This window comes from Petroclostridium sp. X23, assembly GCF_030013905.1.
Taxonomy (GTDB): Bacteria; Bacillota; Clostridia; order SK-Y3; family SK-Y3; genus X23.
In genome coordinates, this window is the sequence record NZ_CP124862.1 from 2,263,718 (window position 1) to 2,278,742 (window position 15,025).

Annotated in this window: 15 protein-coding genes; 7 read left to right on the forward strand and 8 right to left on the reverse strand. The window is 36.4% G+C overall.

All coding sequences use genetic code 11. The annotated features are described in order from the left end of the window. Window positions 1–219 precede the first annotated feature (219 nt). Window positions 220–1,380, reverse strand: a complete 1,161-nt coding sequence (locus QKW49_RS10785) for a PrpF domain-containing protein (protein ID WP_282867540.1) — start codon at window positions 1,378–1,380, stop codon at window positions 220–222. 416 nt (window positions 1,381–1,796) lie between these two features. Here QKW49_RS10785 and QKW49_RS10790 point away from each other — a divergent pair, with 416 nt between their 5' ends. Then, window positions 1,797–3,086 carry an IS110 family transposase gene (locus QKW49_RS10790; RefSeq protein ID WP_282866218.1) on the forward strand — a complete coding sequence of 430 codons (1,290 nt, stop codon included), beginning with the start codon at window positions 1,797–1,799 and terminating at the stop codon, window positions 3,084–3,086. A gap of 423 nt (window positions 3,087–3,509) precedes the next feature. On the opposite strand, the gene QKW49_RS10795 is transcribed toward QKW49_RS10790, so the two are convergent. Then, on the reverse strand, window positions 3,510–4,358 hold the full coding sequence (locus QKW49_RS10795; RefSeq protein ID WP_349239130.1) for a sigma 54-interacting transcriptional regulator: 849 nt from the start codon (window positions 4,356–4,358) through the stop codon (window positions 3,510–3,512). On the opposite strand from QKW49_RS10795, the gene QKW49_RS10800 reads away from it, so the two are divergent. After that, a complete protein-coding gene (locus QKW49_RS10800) occupies window positions 4,290–4,559 on the forward strand; it encodes a transposase domain-containing protein (RefSeq protein WP_282868118.1) in 270 nt (89 codons plus the stop codon). The genes QKW49_RS10795 and QKW49_RS10800 overlap by 69 nt on opposite strands. A 96-nt stretch (window positions 4,560–4,655) precedes the next feature. Here QKW49_RS10800 and QKW49_RS10805 read toward each other — a convergent pair whose 3' ends face one another. The 3 genes from QKW49_RS10805 to QKW49_RS10815 form a co-directional block, all read right to left on the reverse strand. Then, window positions 4,656–5,570 carry a hydroxymethylglutaryl-CoA lyase gene (locus QKW49_RS10805; RefSeq protein WP_282867541.1) on the reverse strand — a complete coding sequence of 305 codons (915 nt, stop codon included), beginning with the start codon at window positions 5,568–5,570 and terminating at the stop codon, window positions 4,656–4,658. A gap of 21 nt (window positions 5,571–5,591) precedes the next feature. Beyond that, window positions 5,592–6,788, reverse strand: a complete 1,197-nt coding sequence (locus QKW49_RS10810; protein WP_282867542.1) for a CoA transferase — start codon at window positions 6,786–6,788, stop codon at window positions 5,592–5,594. 244 nt (window positions 6,789–7,032) lie between these two features. Further along, complete coding sequence (locus tag QKW49_RS10815) at window positions 7,033–7,353, reverse strand: hypothetical protein (protein WP_282867543.1); 321 nt, start codon at window positions 7,351–7,353, stop codon at window positions 7,033–7,035. Between the two features lie 12 nt (window positions 7,354–7,365). Here QKW49_RS10815 and QKW49_RS10820 point away from each other — a divergent pair, with 12 nt between their 5' ends. Genes QKW49_RS10820 through QKW49_RS10835 form a run of 4 tightly spaced genes read left to right on the forward strand, consistent with a single transcriptional unit; the run spans window position 7,366 to window position 10,236 of the window. Further along, window positions 7,366–7,710, forward strand: a complete 345-nt coding sequence (locus QKW49_RS10820; protein WP_282867544.1) for a spore germination protein — start codon at window positions 7,366–7,368, stop codon at window positions 7,708–7,710. 3 nt (window positions 7,711–7,713) lie between these two features. Beyond that, window positions 7,714–8,892 (forward strand): Ger(x)C family spore germination protein, encoded by a 1,179-nt coding sequence (locus QKW49_RS10825; RefSeq protein ID WP_282867545.1) that lies wholly within the window; start codon window positions 7,714–7,716, stop codon window positions 8,890–8,892. A 23-nt stretch (window positions 8,893–8,915) separates the two neighbouring features. Then, window positions 8,916–9,134: a hypothetical protein gene (locus QKW49_RS10830; RefSeq protein WP_282867546.1), complete on the forward strand. Its 219-nt coding sequence runs from the start codon at window positions 8,916–8,918 to the stop codon at window positions 9,132–9,134. Window positions 9,135–9,138: 4 nt separating this feature from the next. Next, window positions 9,139–10,236, forward strand: coding sequence for an endospore germination permease (locus tag QKW49_RS10835; RefSeq protein ID WP_282867547.1), 1,098 nt, complete (start codon window positions 9,139–9,141; stop codon window positions 10,234–10,236). Between the two features lie 110 nt (window positions 10,237–10,346). On the opposite strand, the gene QKW49_RS10840 is transcribed toward QKW49_RS10835, so the two are convergent. From QKW49_RS10840 to QKW49_RS10850, 3 genes are all read right to left on the reverse strand, one after another. Beyond that, window positions 10,347–11,183: an ABC transporter permease gene (locus QKW49_RS10840; RefSeq protein WP_282867548.1), complete on the reverse strand. Its 837-nt coding sequence runs from the start codon at window positions 11,181–11,183 to the stop codon at window positions 10,347–10,349. Window positions 11,184–11,369: 186 nt separating this feature from the next. Continuing rightward, entirely contained in the window at window positions 11,370–12,290 is a 921-nt protein-coding gene (locus QKW49_RS10845) for an ATP-binding cassette domain-containing protein (protein ID WP_282867549.1), read from the reverse strand. Window positions 12,291–12,428: 138 nt separating this feature from the next. Then, a complete protein-coding gene (locus QKW49_RS10850; protein ID WP_282867550.1) occupies window positions 12,429–13,004 on the reverse strand; it encodes a GrpB family protein in 576 nt (191 codons plus the stop codon). 534 nt (window positions 13,005–13,538) lie between these two features. On the opposite strand from QKW49_RS10850, the gene QKW49_RS10855 reads away from it, so the two are divergent. Then, on the forward strand, window positions 13,539–15,005 hold the full coding sequence (locus QKW49_RS10855) for an extracellular solute-binding protein (RefSeq protein WP_282867551.1): 1,467 nt from the start codon (window positions 13,539–13,541) through the stop codon (window positions 15,003–15,005). Window positions 15,006–15,025: the final 20 nt, after the last annotated feature.

Below are 15,025 nucleotides of genomic sequence, written 5' to 3' on the forward strand. Positions count from 1 at the left end.
AGATCTTTGTAAGTGAATAGCTTGTTTGAGTCGTTTAAATTTCTGTTATTTGATTTATACATGATTCGTTTCAAATAATAGTAAGCGCTGGAACAATCACCGTCATGCATGTTGACCTCCCATTTGATATACTATCAGCAAGTAATCAGATGGGAGGTAATATTGTGAAATCCACAACTGAAAATCTACTTCTCTGGGAGCAGCGTATTAATGAAAGATTTATTTATTATAAACAGATTTCCTTACATATACATATCCATCCATAATCGTTCTAGCTGTTCTATACATAGCAGCCTTCTTTAAAATTACTTTTCCATCTTTAACTTCAGCTTCTGATTCAACAGGAATAATACCTGCTGGATGACCAATATTGATTGATACTCTAGATTTTGCTTCTTCCTTTAGAACTTCCCAAACTACTGAACCTGGTATTCTTGCTGCTGCTCCAGTACAAACTGTTCCTGTACCAGGGTAAGTTTTATGCATTCTTAACATAAATAATAATCTAGATACTATATCTATATCTTTCGCTTTTATTTCTTTACCATCAAAAGTTGTATAATCCTTTGATGCACTTACAATTGCAAAAAACGGTACATATGGAGTTTTAGTAGCGGCAAGTTCCCAGCTCTCTACCATATTGATCCTTTCAGCTGCTCTACCTCTAATCTGTTCAATTAAATCCATAAGTGCTTTGTTGCTCTCGATTTGCTGTGGCGTTTCAGTTCCATCAATTCCAATATCCTCAGCCTTGATAAACACTAGTGGATTACCTGCATCTACTATTGATACTGGATAATCCTTTCCATCTACGCTTATAATATCTTTAACATTTCCTGTTGGTAGCAGTTTACCGGTAAAAGCACCTTGAGTATCTGACCAATCTAATGTAATTTTTGCCCCAGTACCAGGTACCCCATCTATTCTGAAATCGCCTTCTACAGCTGCTTTGCCATCCTTTACAGGAACTTCAGCAACTAATATATTATTAGAATTTGTTAAGTGAATTCTTACAGTTGTTATTGGTTCTTTAGCCTCAACTAATCCCGCGTTTATTGCAAACGGTCCAACTGCTGAAGATATATTTCCACAGTTTCCACCATAATCTACAAAAGCTTCAGCAAAGCTAACTTGAGCAAAAGTGTAATCTACATCTGCATCTTCTCTCGTTGGTGGTGCTATTATTGCAAGCTTGCTTGTTAATACATCAGCTCCACCTAATCCATCAATCTGTCTTAAATCAGGACTTCCATATACAGAAAGTATTACTTTATCTCTTTCCTCTGCGTCCTTTGGCAAATCATTTTTCATGATGAATATACCCTTGCTAGTTCCTCCACGCATAATTGAACATTTGACCATTTTCATTTCTGGGTGCATATTATTCTTCCTCCTAGTACAATATAGTTGTAATCAATCAGCAACACTTTAGTTGCTGGAATTACCAAATCTTAATACTTAACATAACTTTGAACATATCGTATCTAAACCTTAAGCAAATCAATAGGCTTCTCACCTTAGCCTACTGCCAGTATTTGGCTGGCCTGTACCTTGACAATCATGTATAATGCTTTTCGGACTCGGAGGGTTGATGGAATTCCTCCTGGGACGGCTCCTCATGGAGACGACTACCCGTAATTAAGACTGTCTATCCATTCCGGTAAGTTTACATGATTTGGCTGGTTGAGGCCGGCTTTTTAGCTGGTTCCTCGTGTCACATGCTAGGTTGCATACTTACAGGAGTAGGAATGGATGCTCCATTGTCCACAATACAAAAAAATGAAGGAGGCTTTTTTATGAACCAGGTTCCTGTTACCGGGATCGATGTGGGTAAGCGGTTCTCAGAGATGGCAATTCTCTCACCTTCAAATCAGGTGTATGCCCGCATCCGGATTAACCATGATGCCTATTCCAACTTTGACAGAGCCTTTGAGCTCCTTAGAAAAGCAGAAAAGGAGTTTGAAGCAAAGCCTGTCGTCATCATGGAATCCACCGGCCATTACCACAAAATCCTTTTCCAAACCCTCACGAAGAATGGATATGAGGTTTGCGTCATAAACCCCATCCAATCTGATTCTATCAAAAATATTCGGGTTAGGAAAGTAAAAAATGATAAAGTGGATGCTAAGAGGATTGCCTTACTGTACCGTTTCGGACAGCTTAAAACCACCAATATTCCTCACGAAGACATAGATTGCCTAAGAAGCCTTTGCCGCCACTACTACAAGCTTTCTGACCAGCTTACTGCCTATAAGAACAGGCTCTTGGGTATTGTTGACCAGCTTTTCTTAAGCTTTACCGAAGTCTTCAAGGATGTTTCCTCCTGCACTGCACTAGCGATTCTTGAAAAATATCCTACACCTGAGGATATCCTCAAAGCCGATAGACAGAAATTGATTTCTCTTATACAAAAGACCGCCAGGAAAAACATTAAATGGGCTACAGGTAAATACGAATCACTTTGTTCCAAGGCCAGCAACTTCAAGCCTTTGAGCATTAATTCCATTGCCAATGCTGCAATGCTTAAAGCCAATATTGTCATGATTAAAACCTTGATGCAATCTCTGGATGCAGCCGTTGAAGCTATCCACGAGCTTTTGGACAAGGATGCTTCAAAGGATATGCCGGTTCTATCTTTGACGATCGAACTACTGTGCTCCATCCCCGGTATCGGACTACTGACTGCAGCTACTATTATAGCTGAAATCGGAGATTTTAGTGCTTTCTCCAAGCCGGACAAGCTGGTTGCTTACTTCGGTGTAGACCCCTCTGTTACTCAATCAGGTCAATTTGAAGGTACTGAAAACAAGATGTCCAAACGGGGTCCTAGATTGCTTAGACGAGTAGTTTTCACGACCGCTCTGGCTAATGTACGTAAGAAACGTAATGGCCAGGAACACAATCCGGTATTGTATGAATACTACCGAAAAAAATGCCTAAGTAAGCCTAAAAAAGTAGCACTAGGTGCAGTAATGCATAAGCTGGTTTCAATCATCTTTGCTGTTCTCAGAGATAGAAAACCATTTGTTTTAAGAATGCCTGAAGAACATGCAAAAATGCTTATAGCAAAGAATTCAGCGGCTTAATACATACATGCTCAATGTTTAGTTTTCAATGTCCAGAGACCGGCTATTTTATGTTTACCAAAAGTAGGTGGTTTTGTTGTCATGCCTATATTCAAGGCACTTGCTTTAAAATATTTTTAAAGAAAATTTCTTAAAACCTATTGACAACAATTAGCTGGTCTTAATATAATTCTAATAATATTTATTTTTAATATTATCTCCTTACTCTATAAATACAGCAAGAACCGCGCCAAAACTTTTAACTATAGTTTTAGCACGTTTCAGAAAACGCTTGTCTCATATTTGATACCGATTTGATACCGATGTTGCATAATTATTATAAATATATATGAATATTTCACGCTTAAGGTCATTCTCAAATATGATACTGATTTTAATCAAAATTGATACCACATGGTATCTTTTTATAAGAATAACTCTATATTATATTTTTCTCCAAAATGTAGCCCGACCTATTTTTAATTCTTCAATCACTTTTTCTTTATCCTGGTTATATTTTAAAAGCATTAAATTTATTATATCTTTCTCAATATCCTTTACGGCATCCTTTAGCCCATTTTTAATATTAACTTTTAGTGTGATATAGTGATCTTCCCTAGCTGGGGTATGCATAACTTTTTTCAACTCATCACCCCACTCATCTAGACTTGTTTGCAATAGAATTAAAGACAGTCGCTCCATTATATTACTAAACTCTCTTATATTTCCCGGCCAATCATATGCAATCAATAAGGGATTAAGCACCTGTATTGCATTATCTATATCAATAGCATTACCTCCAAATTGAGTTAATAATTTTTTAGCAATAAGTACTATGTCTTCTTTTCGTTCTCTCAATGGGGGAATTACGATATTGAATACATTCAAGCGGTAATATAAATCCTGTCTAAATTCCCCGGTGTTGACCCATTTCTCAAGCTCTTGATTTGTAGCACTTAATATTCTTATATCTACAGGGATGATCTTATCACCGCCTACTCTCATTATTTCCTTTTCTTGAATTACTCTCAACAATCTGGCTTGCAGCCCCTTTGATATTTCACCAATTTCATCTAGAAAAATAGTTCCATTATGAGCTAATTCAAAAAGTCCCTGTTTACCTTCTTTTTTTGCTCCCGTGAAAGCACCACCTTCATAACCAAAAAGTTCACTTTCAAGTAGGATGGACGTCTGCCAATCTCCAATAATCTCTGTGAAGCAAATATCAAACCATATGCTACAGCAAGAAGAGCTTGGCTTTTTGCAGATACACCAAAAGGAGCAACTGCGAATGCAGTTCTATATACTCTGGTAGAATCTGCTAGAGCAAATGATCTGGATGTGTATGAGTATCTAAAATACATCCTAAAAGAAATGCCAGACACAGACTTTAATAATCATCCAGAATTTCTGAATAACTACCTGCCTTGGTCCGAGCAGCTACCAGCGGAATGCAGGCTGAATTATAAACATAAAAAGTGCCTCAAAAAATGATATCACCAGCTTACCACCATAGTTGTGATATAGCTAGACGTCATCTTTTGAAGCACTTACAGAAAAACTTTATTTTAACATTTTAAATTATTAATTTTATTGAATTCCAGTACAGGAGGTGTTTACATTCACCATATGACTAGTAAGCTTCATTTCCAAAGTATCTTCTATAACTCTTGATATATCTACTAATTTATTCACATCAATATTTGTTTCTACTCCAATCCCATTTAACATATTTACAAGATCTTCAGTAGCTGTATTACCAGCGGCACCTGGTGCAAAAGGACATCCACCTAAACCTCCTATAGATGTTTCGAATATGCTTATTCCCGCTTCCATAGCTGCAAGGTAGTTAGCGAGCCCCATTCCTCGAGTATCATGAAGATGTAGGCCTAAAGGTAAATTCGGAAACTCCTTAGAAACTTTTTGTGATAATTCATATACTTGCTTTGGATTAGCTACTCCTATGGTATCACACAAAGTTATAGTATTAATTCCTATATCTGCAGCAGCTTTAATAAGATTAATAACCAAATCTTCACTTACATCCCCCAAGAATGGACATCCAAAAGCTGTAGCTACATCTAAACGTATTTGAATATTTGGTAATTCAGTCCTAATCTTAGCTAATTCATCCAAGGATTGTTCTACAGTACGATTTATATTTGCAAGATTATGCTTTTCACTTGCGGACACAACGTAAGTTATCTCTTTTAATCCACATTCATCAGCTATCTTTGCTCCTCGCAGATTAGGGACTAGTGCAAATATTCTTGCACCCTTATCTATAAATTGACCTATTACTGTCTTAGTAACAGTTTCTGCATCTTTCATTTGAGGTATTGCCTTCGGATGTACAAAGGAAGTCATTTCCATTGTGTTGATGCCAGCAGCAATTAAATCATTAATTAATTTTATTTTAAATTCAGTAGGTATCCAATCTTTCAAGTTTTGTAAGCCATCACGTGGACCAACTTCTACTATTTCAATTTGTTTATGAAATTTCATAATTTTACCCCCAATAAACGACTAGATTATTCCTTCTTCTATCATAGTTGTGATTTCTTTTTCATCAAATCCCATAAATTCACTATAAACCTCTTTATTGTGCTCACCTAAAAGTGGTGCTGGTGTCTTAACTAATGGCTTAGTTTCGGATAGCTTAATATGACATCCAGTTATCTTCATCTTTCCAGCCTTAGGATGTTCCACATCTACAAACATTTCCCTTGCCCCTGCAATATGTGGATCCTTAACTACTCTATCTATAGTATTGATTGGGGCAACTGGAACACCAGCTTCTAATAACGCTTCAACTAGATCGTCTATTGAATGCTGTACTGTCCACTCTTCAACTATCTTTTTAACTTCTGCATGACGCTGAACGCGTTTAAAATTTTTATCAAAGTCTTCACAAGTTGCTAATTCTGGTCTTCCCATTAAATTACATACATTTGACCATAACTTATCATTTGCCGCACCAATAACAATACTTCCATCTTTAGCTCTAAATGAATCATATGGATAACAAGATTCATATCTATTTCCAATACGCTCTGGTATACGTCCTTCTACAAGGTAAATTTGGTTTATTATTTCCATACTTGCCACTGTAGCATCAACAAGTGATACGTCTACTTTTTGTCCAATTCCTGTTTTATCTTTATAATGTAATGCTGATAAAGTTCCAGTCGTTACTGATAAACCTGCTAATACATCTGACATTGCTGTACCTGTACGAGTTGGCTCACCATCTGCTTGACCAGTCGTGCTCATTAGACCACTTATAGCTTGTCCAATAATATCGTATCCCGCACGATTCTTATATGGACCATAATGTCCGAATCCTGATACGCAAGCATATATGATCCCAGGATTAATTTTCTTTAAATCTTCATATCCTAATCCCAGCTTTTCCATAGTTCCAGGACGATAATTTTCCATCACTATGTCAGCCTTCTTAACCATTTCAATAAAGATTTCTTTTCCTTTTGGATTCTTAAGGTTAAGGGTTATACCTTTCTTGTTACGGTTTAAGTTCATATAATAAGAACTTTCACCATTTAGGAAAGGACCAAACTGTCTACTGTCATCACCCTTATTAACCATCTCAATCTTTATAACGTCAGCGCCCATATCGGCCATCATCATAGTTGCAAATGGTCCTGCTAGAACTCTTGTTAAATCTAAGATTTTTACTCCTTGTAATGCTCCTGCGTTTAACATAAATATCACTCCTTAATTTGTATTAGTTTTTTATTTTATCAATCACTAAGTCCCTATATTTATAGTAATAGCAATTATCGTGCCAAAGTTTTTTTAGCTATTTTAGTGTTTTCTCGACAATTGCGCATATCACTTTTGATACTAACTTTTTTATATTTTTTCATTTGCACCATAAAAACTAGGTTTATGCAGTATCAATTTTAATATTCAATTAAATCATTTTCGATACCAAACTTTTTCTCTTTTATATTTTTCTAAAAAATGTAGCACGACCTATCTTTAGTTCCTCAATTACCTTATCTTTGTCCTGGTCATATTTTAAAAGCATAGAATTTATGATATCTTTCTCAATATCCTTTACGGCACCCTTTAGCCCATTTTTAATATTTACTTTTAGTGTGAGGTAGTCATCTTCCCCCTCTGGGGCATGCATAACTTTTTTTAACCCCTTAGCCCACTCATCTGGACTTGATTGCAATACTACTAAAGATAATCGTTCCATAATATTGATAAACTCCCTTATATTCCCTGGCCAATCATATGCAATCAATAACGGATTAATCACCTGTATCGCTTCATGGTCATTATCACTTCCCTCACAGCCATTACCAGCTTCATTCTGCCACCATTGGGAGCAGCGATGCCCATTATTCGGCTGATCATGCTCATCGCTGCAAATATATTAGGCTTAATGGGAATGGCAATAATAACCGTACTTCTTATAATGCACCTGTGTACATTGCGTTCTTTCGGTGTACCCTATATGTCTCCTCTTTCTCCTCTAAATGGGATGGACTTAAAGGATTCATTGATTCGGGCTCCTATTTGGTTCATGTTTACAAGGCCGATGTCTTTGATGGGAGCAGGTTCAGATAAAGCAAAATATAGAATGAAAATTGATTTTAGAAAGAAAGAAGATTAGCCTATGTATAATCCAATAAAAAGATGGATGATATTTCTAAATATTTGCTTAATTATAATGATTACAACAGGGTGCTGGAATAATAGAGACGTCACCGAAATGGTCTTCGTTGTTGCAGTAGGCTTGGATAAAGGAAATGATCAGAAATTTGAACTTACAGTACAGCTGGCAAAACCTTCAGTAATTAAGACGAAAACCACAGGAGGTACGCAAGAAAAGGCTGCTGAGGTTTTTTCCAGTAAGGGAGACACTATATTTGAGGCTGTCAGAAACCTACTGTCAACAGTTAATCGAAAACCTTATTACCGACATGTACAACTAATAGTAATTGGTGAAGGTCTCGCTAAGGAAGGCATTGCAGATGCCTTGGATTTTTTCGAAAGAGATCAAGAAAGAAATTCCACAGCCAAAGTTCTAATAGCTAAAGGAACGACCGCAAAAGAAATATTAGAAACAAGAAGTGAAATGGAAGAGATTCCTGCCATGCATTTAACAAGCATTATAGAAAACTCTACCGCACTTGCAAAAATGAAGGAACTCATGTTTATTGATCTTATGAAGGATATAAACAGTCCTGGGAAAGAACCGACAATTAGTACAGTGAAATTTATTCAAAAAAAAGACCATGCAATGATAAAAGACCTGGAAGTAGAAGGAGCGGCTGTTTTTAAGAAAGATAAATTAATAGGATGGTTAAATCCCGTGGAAACCAGGGGTTTGTTATTTATAGAAGACAAAGTCAAAAGTACTATTATTAATGTATCCAATCCTGTAGATAAAACAAAAAAGGTAGCAAGTGAGATATTCCATTCCACCGGCAAAATGGATGTTCAAGTGAAAAACGGAAAGCTTATACTCTTAGTAACCGTAAAAGAAGAAGGCACTATTGGCGACCAGCAAGGAAAAGGTGATTTAACTAAAAATGAAATGGTTAAAAAGCTGGAAGAAGAAGTTTCTGTCACGATTGAAGAAGAGATCCGAGAGGTCATCCAACTAGCGCAACAGAAATACAAAAGTGACATCTTTGGTTTCGGTGAAATCGTTCATAGAAAATATACAGATTACTGGAAGCAGGTCAAAGACAATTGGAATGAAGAATTCGCCAACACACCGGTAGAAATAAAGGTGTCAGCAAAGATTAAAAGATCGGGATTAATAAAGAAAACATCCCAACCTAATTAAAGCAAGCATAAAAGGAGGCTAATATGCTAGTTATCGGAACAATTGCTGTTTTTCTCATAATCATACTAATCGATATTGGAGTATTATTAAAAACAAACCACAAAATAAAAACAATGATTGTTTACTTTTCTCTTATATTAGTAGGATTTACAATAAGTATTCTACAAGTGGTAGATAAAGCGCCTCAAAGTCCATCTATTATCATCGAAAAGATAGTGAAACTTATAATACCTGGAGGATGAACTGATGAAAGATGTTAAAATTTCAAATGCGCAGTTGTTTTTATTACTTATAGGGTTTGTATTTGGGAACACAGCAATTGTCAATCCGGCTGCTGCTGCCCTTCAAGATAGCTGGTTGGCATTCATCATAGCGTGGATTGGAGGATTAGCTTTATTAGGTATTTATATTAGTATATCAAACATGAATCCTTCCAAAAACCTCATTGAAATATTAATAGATAATTTTGGCAAGATCTTAGGAAATATTACTGCTGCATTATATATATGGTATTTTATACACTTGGCCGCTCTTGTCACAAGGGATTTCGGAGAATACATGGTCACTGTTATGTTTCCGGAAACTCCAATACTTTTTATTATTTCGTGTATTTGCATCACTGTTGCTTATGTCGTCAAAAACGGGTTGGAAGTGATCGCAAGATCAAATGAATTATTAACGCTGGCAATCCCGCTTTTAGTTGCAGCTATCTTCTTGGCCCTCATAAACCAATATAACTTTAATAATCTCTTTCCATTCTTAGAAAAGGGCGTTAAACCTGTTTTGAAAGTATCTTTTGGTGTGCTGGCCTTTCCTTTTGGGGAGATTGTTGCATTTTTGATGATCTTTCCACATTTAAAAAATAGAAAAGACCTTGTAAAAACATCATATTTTGCAATTATTGCAGTGGGTTTTATGCTATTGAGTGTTATTCTGCGAGATCTTTTGGTTCTGGGACCGGATATGCTGTCAAGGGTTACCTTTCCACCTCAAATCTCTACCGAATTAATCCCTAATATCACCATTCAACCCTTTGTCGCAATCAATTTACTGGTTAGTGGCGGCGTGAAGATTGCTGTTGCCACATATGCGGCAGTGATAGGAATTACACAGCTTTTTAATCTGGATGACTATAAGCCTTTTGTTTTACCGGTTGTTGCAATTGTGGCCTCTTTATCCATTTGGGTGTATGATAACATATTTGATGTTTTTCAATGGGCAGCAGAAATATGGGCATATTATTCAGTTCCATTTCAAATTCTTATTCCATTGCTTCTAGTCATTATTTCATGGATTAAGAAAATCAAAACCCAGAACATTTCTCTAAAAGAAATGAAAGAATAAAGACGTTATAGGATAAAGTCAAATTTGTTTACATATACGTGACAACAATAAAGAGGGAGGCAGTAGGGCATTTTTTTGTCATACTTATATAAGACGAATCCCATATGTAATTAACCCCACAAAGCACTCGCATCAGTGGCACTTCTGCTAATACGAGAAAAATCAGTTCTAACGAATGAATTTGTTGATAATATTAAAAATATTAAGCCTATCGCTAGGATAATGGCTAAAGAAAGTATGGGAGTAATGATAAAACCATTTATATCAATTGCTAATCCCTCTTTCACAAGCTCTGCAGGCGGCAAATTTGTTTTTTCCAATACGATCATACGAAAAAAAGCTGTGGCATAAGTCATCGGATTCATATATGCAACATATTTAAGTGAATCGGGCAGCATGGACAAAGGAAGATATGCGCCTGATGTAAACGTTAAGGGTAAAGTTACTGCCGTTTTAATAATCTGAAAAGTCTGACCGCTGCGCACAATGGTTGCCAGATACAGCCCAACACCGGAAAAAACAAGTCCAACACAAATCATCGCTAAAAGAACAAATAGCGGAGTTGTCCATGTAGTAAATTTTATGCCTACAAAAAACCCGAAAATTAAAATCATAATCCCTTGTAGAGTGGAAACTGTGGCAGCCGATAACAGCTGCCCCATTGCAACAGCAATTCTTTTGGCAGGAGAAACCAAAACTTCTTTCATAAATCCGCTTACCATATCATCAACCGTTGTCGAGGCCAAATTAAGCGCACTCTCAAATACAGTCGTGATGATAACGCCGGAGAGCATATATGCAATAGGATTTTTTATAAATTCATTTTTAAAAATTGCTCCAAATACATATACAAAGAAAAATGGAAAAATAAGCGTAAAAATCAATCCTACCCTATTTCTTAAAAACGCTTTTAAACCTCTTCTCCACAATGCAAATACCGTATTCATATAAGTATCATTAGCCTTTCTGGCTCACAAGATATGATGAAATTTATATACGCACTTACTGTGAGCCGAATAAGGCGTAAATGATACTTTGTGCATCGCCATTTCGCACGTTCTTTGTACGAAAATTTTGGTGGCACATTAATTCTGCCGGAAGCATACATAGTTTGAAAGTGCCTTTCTTTCAAACTATGCATCCTCCCTAATCTCTTTGCCGGTTATTTCTAAAAACACATCATTAAACGTGCCTTTTTTTATTTCTATATCAGTAATATCTTCTTTTTGCAAACTTAAAACTTGTAATAAAAGTCTAATGTTTTCAGCATCAACCCTATAATAACCCTCTTTTTTTGCATATGCCAGTCCATGCTGGGCTAACAGTTGCTCAAGTTCTGGTTCTTTTTTAGTAGTGATATATGCTTTATCTTTTGTGAACTGTTTTTTTAAAGCATATGGTGTATCGTGAGCCACGATCCTTCCACCATCGATAATTGCAATCTTATCGCATATTTCCGCTTCTTCCATATAATGGGTGGTAAGAAAAATCGTAATATTTCTTTCTTTTTGAAGCTTAATAATATACTCCCATATATGAGCGCGTGTTTGCGGATCAAGCCCTGTTGTCGGTTCATCAAGAAATAAAACTTTTGGATAGTGAATCAACCCGCGGGCAATTTCTACACGGCGTTTCATTCCACCTGACAAGGCGCCAACTGATTTCTTTCTTTCGTCTAATAAATCAACTAAATTTAAAACAAACTGAATACGTTCTTCTACTTCTTTTTTAGGAACGCTATAAAAAACGCAGTGCATTTTAAGATTTTCTTCAATTGTCATCTTCGCATCTAACGTGGAATCTTGAAACACAACGCCAATGGCAGACCTGACTTCACTTTTTTGTGCAGTAACATCTTTACCATCTATTAAAAGAGTCCCGGATGTCTTTTCAAATATGGTACATAGGGTATTTATCGTTGTACTCTTCCCAGCACCATTAGGTCCTAGAAAAGCGAAAATAGTCCCTTCCTCCACTTCAAAAGAAATATTATTTACAGCTATAAAGTCGCCATATTTTTTAGTAAAATTTTTAACTTCGATTATTGAATTCATCTTACCCTCTTATCCTTAGCAGTTTAAATCTGCATTACTTTAATATTATTTAAATTTAGATTTGCCATAATTGTATGGTATGTATAAAAAGCAGCGAGTATAAAATTCACTGTATCCCACTGTACTGCAAGTCTCGTACTAGTCTCTATTTTTCAGCTCCAAACGCGCTAATTTGGCAATTCGATTAATAAAATCGGTTTTTGCATCGGTATAACCATCTCTGTCATGTTCATACTTTTTCTGTAACTCTATTTTTAGCCTGCCGTATTTATCCGAGACTTCAGGATGTGTTAGAAGATAGTCTCTGAAATACAGCTCATCCCAGTCGCCGCTATACCGAACATGAACATGGAAAACCTGCCCCTCGAATCCTCGAGGCGTATATCCCTTCATAAACATCATGTGAGGTGCTGGATTATTAGGCTGTTCACTATATATATACCCTATTGACCGCATGCTCCATTTCAGCTTTTCAATATCCATATTCTCAGTGATCTCAAGGAGAATATCAATGGTTGGTTTTGCGATTAAATCAGGTACGGATGTACTGCCATAATGATTTATTCTAACGATATTGTGTTGTCCAACCGCTTGCTCAATCACTGTTTTTTCAGCTAAATAGTTTTCTTTCCAGATTGGCATATGTTCACTTAAGATAATAGGGAATAGTCTCCAAAGTTCTTCGTTTGTCATTTCATTTAAAGGCTTCTCCATATGATTACCTCATCATCAATTATAAATTACAATAAGTATTATACCATTAATTCCTAAATAATAAATCATTTTTTACAAGCACAACAATATCGGCGGCTTTTATTCTATATCCCAATTTTAAGAAATATTGTATAACATATGCACCTCATCAAAAAATCGGGTTTTCAAAAAGCGAACCTGACTTTTTGATGAGTATAAGTGTTTTCCAGATTTAAGAATTAGAAATTAAGGGATTCTTGTCATCTAAATAAGCATTATAGCTGCACCATTTATATTCTCCCATGGTCTTAATAACTCCTGCCTTAACGAGGTTCTGATGAATACATCTTAACAACTCTAATACATATCTGTCTTCCTCTACTATTTCACAATATAGCAGTGAACAAAACTGATAAAAGCACTTGCAATTGTGGTATAATTATGTAATATATAAGCAAGAGACAAAAAAATATAAATTTCGACATAATCTTTTATAAATGAAGATAACCGGTACCTTACTTCTATTGTTAATACAAAATAGGAAGGAGCCATGATATGACAAAATATAAAGTTATATTGAGTATATTATTCTGCTTAGCTGTAGTTACACTTATGATGATAGGCTGCAGTCAATGGAACACCCCAAAAGAACCGCTGGATCCGGCCCATCCTGCCACCATTACATTATGGAATTATTACAGTGGGCAAACAAAGGAAAAGTTTGATCAGTTGGTTTCACGCTTTAATGAAACTGTTGGTATGGAGAAAGGGATTGTTGTAGATGCTCTTAGTCAAGGGGATGTACAACAGTTAGCAAATACGGTTTTTGACGCAGCAAACAATAAAATCGGTTCTCAACCTTTACCTCACATTTTTGCTGCCTACCCGGATAATGCATACCGTATTAATCAAATTTCTCCGCTTGTGGATATGGAAACATACTTTTCAAAGGAAGAGTTAAAAGAATTTCGGCAGGATTTCATGGACGAAGGAAGATTTGGTGAGGAAAACAAGCTTAAAATTCTCCCTATTGCCAAATCGACTGAAAACCTGTTTCTAAATAAAACATATTGGGATGCTTTTGAAGCTGAAACAGGCGCTGATATTAATGAACTCTCCACCTGGGAAGGAGTTGCCCGGATAGCGGAGAAATATTATGAATGGACCGATGCAAAAACACCTGAAATCAATGACGGCAAAGCCTTTATAGGGATTGATTCCCCATCAAATTATATGTTGGTAGCGTCCATGCAGCTGAATGAAGATATGTATATCTTTGAAGGGGAAGGGGTAAAGCTCAACTTTAACGAAAAGTTTGTCCGTAAAATCTGGGACAACTTTTATGTTCCTTATCTTAAGGGATACTATACTAAAACCGGGCGATTCTGTTCCGATGATGCGAAAACAGGTACGGTTATTGCATATGTTGGTTCTACTGCCGGAGCCGCTTATTTCCCTAGAGAAATCACCTTAAGCAAGACAGAGATATATCCCATTGAATCTGAAGCACTACCCTACCCCTGCTTTGAGCATGGCGAGAATTATGCTATACAACAGGGAGCCGGTATGTGCATTACTAAGAGTGATCCGGCTCATGAATATGCAGCTGCGCTGTTTTTGAAATGGTTTACCGCTAAGGAACAAAATGTCGAATTCGCAGTTTCAACCGGATATTTTCCGGTAAAAACCGCATCACTCAATGAGGCTTTGATTTTATCTGCCAGTCACAAGGTTGATGTAGATGCTCTAAACCCTACCATTACAAACTCCATCAAAGCAACTCTAAAAATGATGGATGCCTATAAACTTTACGGTAATAAACCCTTTAATGGAAGTTATGATATGAGGCGGCTTTTGGAAACTTCCATGTTCCAACAGGTTCAAAAGGATTTACAGTATATCGAGGAAAATACACAAAAGGGTGAGGATAGAAACCAAAGGATTGAACATCTCCTTTCAGAAGAAAATTTTAAGAAGTGGTACTTTCAGTTCATGCAAGAAACAGCTGCTATTTTAAGATAAGAACGCCGGGAGGGTTGAGA